This is a genomic window from Galbibacter sp. (genome assembly GCF_035306585.1).
In the GTDB taxonomy this organism is placed as follows: Bacteria; Bacteroidota; Bacteroidia; order Flavobacteriales; family Flavobacteriaceae; genus Galbibacter.
Genome location: NZ_DATGNU010000024.1, coordinates 24,858 through 31,212, shown reverse-complemented (window position 1 = coordinate 31,212; position 6,355 = coordinate 24,858). Strand labels below are relative to the sequence as shown.

Annotated in this window: 6 protein-coding genes; 3 read left to right on the top strand and 3 right to left on the bottom strand. The window is 36.4% G+C overall.

Annotation, left to right across the window (positions count from 1 at the left end):
• Positions 1 to 326, top strand: a 326-nt coding sequence (locus VKY50_RS02840; RefSeq protein ID WP_475404861.1) for a Dph6-related ATP pyrophosphatase, incomplete at its 5' end; no start/stop codon positions are given.
• A 127-nt stretch (positions 327 to 453) separates the two neighbouring features.
• Here the strand turns inward: VKY50_RS02840 and lpdA are convergent.
• The gene (gene lpdA, locus VKY50_RS02835) at positions 454 to 1,845 is read right to left on the bottom strand and encodes a dihydrolipoyl dehydrogenase (protein ID WP_324298642.1); all 1,392 of its coding nucleotides are present in this window, start codon (positions 1,843 to 1,845) and stop codon (positions 454 to 456) included.
• 224 nt (positions 1,846 to 2,069) lie between these two features.
• Between lpdA and VKY50_RS02830 the strand changes: the two genes are divergently transcribed.
• Positions 2,070 to 3,584, top strand: coding sequence for a carboxypeptidase-like regulatory domain-containing protein (locus tag VKY50_RS02830; RefSeq protein WP_324298640.1), 1,515 nt, complete (start codon positions 2,070 to 2,072; stop codon positions 3,582 to 3,584).
• Between the two features lie 88 nt (positions 3,585 to 3,672).
• Here the strand turns inward: VKY50_RS02830 and VKY50_RS02825 are convergent, their stop codons facing one another.
• Positions 3,673 to 4,179, bottom strand: a complete 507-nt coding sequence (locus VKY50_RS02825; protein ID WP_324298638.1) for a hypothetical protein — start codon at positions 4,177 to 4,179, stop codon at positions 3,673 to 3,675.
• A gap of 85 nt (positions 4,180 to 4,264) precedes the next feature.
• Positions 4,265 to 5,131: an alpha/beta hydrolase gene (locus VKY50_RS02820; RefSeq protein ID WP_324298636.1), complete on the bottom strand. Its 867-nt coding sequence runs from the start codon at positions 5,129 to 5,131 to the stop codon at positions 4,265 to 4,267.
• A gap of 367 nt (positions 5,132 to 5,498) precedes the next feature.
• On the opposite strand from VKY50_RS02820, the gene VKY50_RS02815 reads away from it, so the two are divergent.
• Positions 5,499 to 6,323, top strand: coding sequence for a M48 family metallopeptidase (locus tag VKY50_RS02815; RefSeq protein ID WP_324298634.1), 825 nt, complete (start codon positions 5,499 to 5,501; stop codon positions 6,321 to 6,323).
• Positions 6,324 to 6,355: the final 32 nt, after the last annotated feature.

Genomic DNA, 6,355 nt, shown 5'->3' with positions numbered 1-6,355 from the left:
TGAATACAACCGAATTAATGGATAAGTTTATTGGTTTGGGGTTTAAAGCGATTAGCGTTGCTGTAAATGCCAAATTACTGGACCAGACTATGGTTGGAAGAACCATCGATAAAGAATTTTTGAAAATGTTGCCCAAGGGGGTTGACCCCTGTGGCGAAAATGGAGAATTTCACACCTTTGTATACGATGGCCCTATTTTTAAAAAGCCTATAGACTTTGTAATTGGCGAAAAGATCCAGGTAAATTATGGCCAAGCCAAAAGCACAACTACGAAAGAAGAAAGCTGGGATACTTCCTTTTGGTTTTGTGACCTTCATTTAAAATAGACGCGTCACTTATGATTTAAAAGGATTGTCCATTCTTTTGGCAACCTCAGGACTCATCTGTTATTCTCAAAAAAAAAGCGGAACCCGAAGATTCCGCATATAGTATTTTATTTAAGCTAAGCTTAATTTAAATATGAATCACTTCTCCATAGGCAGCTGCAACAGCTTCCATCACCGCTTCACTCATAGTAGGGTGGGGATGTACTGCTTTTAATACCTCATGAGCTGTAGTTTCAAGCTTTCTAGCCACTACAGCCTCGGCAATCATATCAGTAACACCAGCTCCGATCATATGGCAACCTAACCATTCACCGTATTTGGCGTCAAATATTACTTTTACAAAACCATCAGGTTGTCCGCTTGCTTTTGCTTTTCCACTTGCTGAGAACGGGAATTTACCAACTTTGATATCATATCCTTTCTCCTTAGCTTGTTTCTCTGTTAAACCTACAGAAGCAACTTCAGGTGAACAGTATGTACATCCTGGGATGTTTCCATAATCAAGAGCTTCGACCTTTTGTCCTGCAATTTTTTCAACACAAAGAATCCCTTCTGCAGACGCTACGTGAGCTAAAGCTTGTCCCGGTGTTACATCTCCAATAGCATAATAGCCTGGGATATTGGTTTGGTAAAAATCATTTACTAAAATTTTATCGCGATCTACTTTAATACCTACTTCTTCCAATCCGATGTTTTCGATGTTGGTTTTAATTCCAACTGCTGAAAGAACAATATCCGCCTCGATAACCTCTTCTCCTTTGCTGGTTTTCACCGTTGCTTTAACACCTTTACCACTAGTATCGACCTTTGTAACTTCTGCGGAAGTTTTGATTTTAACCCCTGCCTTTTTGAAGCTACGCTCTAATTGTTTAGAAACATCTTCATCTTCTACAGGAACGATGTTTGGTAAGTACTCCACTACGGTAACCTCAGTTCCCATTGAATTGTAGAAGTATGCAAATTCAATACCTATAGCACCACTACCTACAATAACCATTTTTTTAGGTTGCTCTTTAAGGGTAAGTGCTTCACGATATCCAATAACTTTTTTACCATCCTGAGGGAGACTAGGCAATTCTCTAGAACGAGCACCTGTCGCAATGATAATGTGATCAGCGCTGTATTCTGTAGTTTTATTGTCCTTATCCTTAACTTCTAGTTTCTTTCCAGATTTAAGGGTTCCGTATCCTTCAATTACATCAATCTTATTTTTTTTCATCAAGAACTGTACGCCCTTACTCATATCTCCAGCGACATTTCTACTGCGTTTTACTACCGCGGCAAAGTCCTTGTCAGCATTTTCTACTTTAAGTCCGTAATCGTCAGCATGCTTAAGGTATTCAAATACTTGTGCTGATTTTAACAGTGCCTTAGTTGGGATACATCCCCAATTCAAACATACGCCTCCCAGATTTTCTTTTTCGACAACAGCGGTTTTAAATCCTAGTTGAGAAGCGCGTATGGCAGTTACATATCCACCAGGTCCACTTCCTAAAACAATTACGTCATATTTATTCATTTCGTATGATTTTTTAATGAGCTAAAATTTTGTGGATACGAAGTTAAGCAATAAGTTTTTAAAGGGTAAATTTTTTTAGGATTTTGCCATCTATTGGCACAAAACATTACATTAGAGTGAAAATGACGAATTCAAATTAAGAAAGTTAAATTCTATACAAAATATATTACTAATTTCTTTAAAATAATTAATTTCCCACAATATTAAATTCCCAATAGCCATCCATGAACCATTTAAAATTATTTTCTATTCTACTGATTAGCTTGATGTCTTCTACAGTTCTTTCCCAATCCATCGAAGCTACTTTAATTGATCAAAGAACTAAAAATCCAATCCCGTTTGCAACGATAATATTAAATCAAAAATCTGGCGTAATAAGCTCCGAACAGGGAAAGTTTACTTTTCATCTGCCGTATGAAGTTGCTGAAAAGGATTCTATATATATTCGGTCCTTAGGTTATCAAGAAAAGGTAATTTCCGCATTCAACTTTACCGAAAGTATCATAGAACTTCAACCAGAAGATATCATATTGAACGAAGTGGTGTTATTAAATACCAATTATAGCGCTGATCAAATTATGGAAATGGTACGCGATAGCCTGCTAGTTAACTATCAAGATAGCTATACCAGTCAACAGATATTTTATAGAGATTCCGATATAAATGGTCTTAGGCAATTCAACGTAGAGGTAAAAAAAAGTACCATAGCGGAATTCAATCAAAACTTTGCTGATCAAATCATTAATGAATTACCGAAGTCATTTCCTTATCATCGAGAATTATTAGGGGATTTATATCTTAAAAACATAGCCACTAGGGTAGAAGAACTAAAGTTAAAGCCTATTAAGGCATGTGAACTCTATGATAAAAACAATGAATTTTCAAGCGACAAATTAGAGGGTAAATTACAAGGTCTTCTTCAAAAGCACATCAAAAGGAATTCGTATTTTAAAATTAAATCTGGCCTTATAGGTACAACCACAGATGAAATAGATTCTAGTTTCTTTAGACAAACATCTGATCCAAAGGTGTCCTTGAAAGATTCAATGGATCAAATAGCAAAATCCAAAGAAAATTTTAATAAATCCATACGTAGCAGTCTTGTAGGGTTTTTAAATTTTAATTTTCTCGACAGTGAATCTGACTTGGATGTCATCCATAAATATAACAAGTATAGATTTACCCTCGATGGATTGACTACTTTAGATAATAGTTTAGTGTACAAAATAAGTTTTGAACCTAAAAGAGGCGATTATAGTGGAAAGTTGTATATCAACACAGAGGATTATGGGATTATGCGGATCGATTACCACAATGTTAAACCTTTAAAACGGTTTAACCTTTTTGGTATCTCCTATAGACATCATCTTAAAGAAGGGACCTATTTATATGAAAGAAATGATAATGGGACTTACAGCATAAAATTTCAAGAAGAGCATAACAGTACACTCTTTGGAATTGACAGGCCTTTAAATATCATTGAAAAAAACAAACATGTCAAGGGGAGAAGAAAGCAGAATCAGGTACGATTAGGCTTGGATTTTGAAATCCAAAATATTCAAAAGAAGACACTGGTTGTTTTTAAAAAGTCATCCATTACAGAGGACGTCTTTACCAAGGTTCGAGAAGATAGTATGATTGAACCGGCCTATCTACCACAATATGACCCTATGTTTTGGGAAGGATATAATATTTTAACTCCTAATAAGGCCATCACTGAATTTAAAAGTCTACCCTAATTCTAAGAGAAAGATAGCCCTTATTTAAAAAAATCCCTAGCATATAATGCTAGGGATTTTTATTCATTTTTGGATTATTATACGTCGTCTACTGTAGTCGTTGAACCGATTTAATATTAGCAGCTTTCATTACAGCATCGATATTATCTGTGTCCACAGTATTCATAAGATCTGCAGGAACAATAACTACTCTAAATACTTGATTATTTAATAAGTCAGGACCAAATGCTGTAAAATCTGAGCTTTCAATTAATATCTGTACATCTCCCCGAGTGTAGTTGAATCGGTATTGCATTTGATCACCTGTAGCATCATTGTAGAAAAATGCCGTTGGAAGTGGCTCCCAAACATCGACATTGTTATCAACTGCTTCAAGCCTATAGACTAACATCGCATCCCCATCTACAAGGGGAGGGTCAAAGGTTGCGGTAAATGTGTATCCGTTGGCTGAAGTAAAATTAACGTTGGCGTACTCAAAGGTTTCACCAACAATTACTTCTCCTGGTTCCCCTGGAGGTCCTATAGGGCCTTCTGGTCCTTCACAGGCTGTGAATATAAAAATACTTGCAATTACTAAAGTGATTATTTTTTTCATGATTGTTGAGTTTTTATAGTTATAAAACAAATGTTATGCCAAATTAGTATTGAGGCGCTTGCTTAAAGGTACATTTTAATTCGAATTAGCCTTTAAAAAAATCAAGTAATTGTTGGATCACATCAGGATCGCCTAATATTTTTCTATGGCCAAGTCCTTGAGTTAAAATAAGTTTTGAATCCTTTAGGATATGATTGATTCTTTGAGAGGCTTCCACTGGAGAATCTAAATCTTTCTTGTCGTGAACTAAAAGGACTGGAATTTGCACCTCTTGGGCGCTAATACTCGCTGATAAGGAACTAATATCCATCTGATATTTTTTGTCAAATGATCTTTTGAGGCTTTGACCAACAGTCCTAGGCAACCCAAGCTTATCGGTAAAATCATAAATAATATCTTCAATTTTATCTCCAGAACCAATGAGCGCTATCTTCTTTACATCAAGACCTTCTTTGACACTATGAAGTAGTGCCATGCTACCTAAAGAATGACCAACTGCCACTTCAAATGGTCCATATTTTGCTTCCATTTCATGAATGCACCTTACAAATTCAACCATATTGGTGGTTTTACCACTTGACTGACCATGAGCTGGTCCATCAAAACTAAATGTAGTATAACCTTGAATCACCAGCGCATCGGCAATTTTAACTAGCTGTGTTCCTCTTCCGCTCCAACCGTGGACCAACAACGCTTTTTTGGATCCATCTCCATATTGAAATGTTTGTATTTTTTTATGGATATTTGGAACTTCCATTAATTTCTTTACTGCTTCTTTTTCCATATGCTCTTCCCGCTTTGGAGTTGGGTATCTAATTGGTGTCTGAAATAGTTTAGCCGCAAATTTTTCAGCTTGTTTTGGCAATAAATACTGTAGTGCTTTAGCAGAGAAAAGAATGGATTTCGGAATTCTAAGATTTTGACGGTAATTTTCGTTGGTATTCTTGGACATCTTTTTATTTTTTACTTAAAAATAGGAGTGATCTGCAGGAAGGAGTGTTTTAAATTCCATAAAAAAGAAACAATTTTGTAAAAGTAACGTATAATATTTCCAATGTCCATATTTAATGTTTAAAAAAACGTACCCTATTATTTACGGCATCATTTTATGGCTGTTAAATAGCTCAAAACGAACCAAAAATACAACTTAAGACCTAAACTTGGTTTTATGATCACAGCAATGCTGCGCCTAAGCAGGTGAGTTTTTAGGCATTCCGTAAGGGGTAAATCGCAATTTTCTACAAAAATGATTACAATTTTTTCCTTAAATTAGTTCTGTAAACTTTAATATAAACCTTATCCATTATAATACAGCAATCATGAAAAAGCATCTATCCTTGGCAATTTTTATGTTCTTGGTTTTGTCGTGTTCGACCAATCCATTTACGGGTAAAAAGACACTAAATTTTCACTCTAATGCAGAGATATTCCCTACCGCATTCGCGGAATACGACAAATTCCTAAACTCCCATGAGGTTATAAAAGGAACCAAAGAGGCGCAAACCATTCAAGAGGTGGGGAAACGACTCACTAGAGCTGCTGAAATTTGGTTTAATGCCAATGGCTATCAAGGATATTTGGATGACTATAAATGGGAGTACAACCTTGTTGCGGATGATGCAGTTAATGCGTGGTGTATGCCAGGGGGTAAAATAGTTTTTTATACAGGAATTTTACCCATCTGCAAGAATGACGCGGGTGTCGCGGTGGTAATGGGTCATGAAATTGCTCATGCTTTAGTTAATCATGGTGCACAACGTATGAGTGCTAGTGCTTTGCAACAGTATATTGGATTAGCTGGTAATGTGGCTTTAGGAGTGGGCGGAAGTAGTGCTCAAACCATCAATATATTTAACCAAGCTTATGGAATAGGGTCTCAGGTAGGAGTGATGCTTCCCTTTAGTCGAAGCCATGAAACAGAGGCGGATGCTATTGGACTTAGACTTATGGCGATTGCTGGTTATGATCCAACAGAAGCCGCAAGATTGTGGGAACGTATGAGTGCTAATTCTGGAGGATCCCAACCTTCTGAAATCTTGAGTACGCACCCTTCTAATGAGCGTAGAATTGCCAACTTAAGAGCATTAGCCCCAGCTGCTAAAAGCGAAGCTGCCAAATATGGCGTAACTTCATTCGAAAAATAATATCAATTAAATAAGGCTTTTTTCAATCGAGC

Coding starts and splice junctions, on each gene's coding strand:
- VKY50_RS02830 (WP_324298640.1), top strand. CDS start 2,070: ATGAACCATTTAAAATTATTTTCTATTCTACTGATTAGCTTGATGTCT.
- lpdA (WP_324298642.1), bottom strand. CDS start 1,845: ATGAATAAATATGACGTAATTGTTTTAGGAAGTGGACCTGGTGGATAT.
- VKY50_RS02825 (WP_324298638.1), bottom strand. CDS start 4,179: ATGAAAAAAATAATCACTTTAGTAATTGCAAGTATTTTTATATTCACA.
- VKY50_RS02815 (WP_324298634.1), top strand. CDS start 5,499: ATGAAAAAGCATCTATCCTTGGCAATTTTTATGTTCTTGGTTTTGTCG.
- VKY50_RS02820 (WP_324298636.1), bottom strand. CDS start 5,131: ATGTCCAAGAATACCAACGAAAATTACCGTCAAAATCTTAGAATTCCG.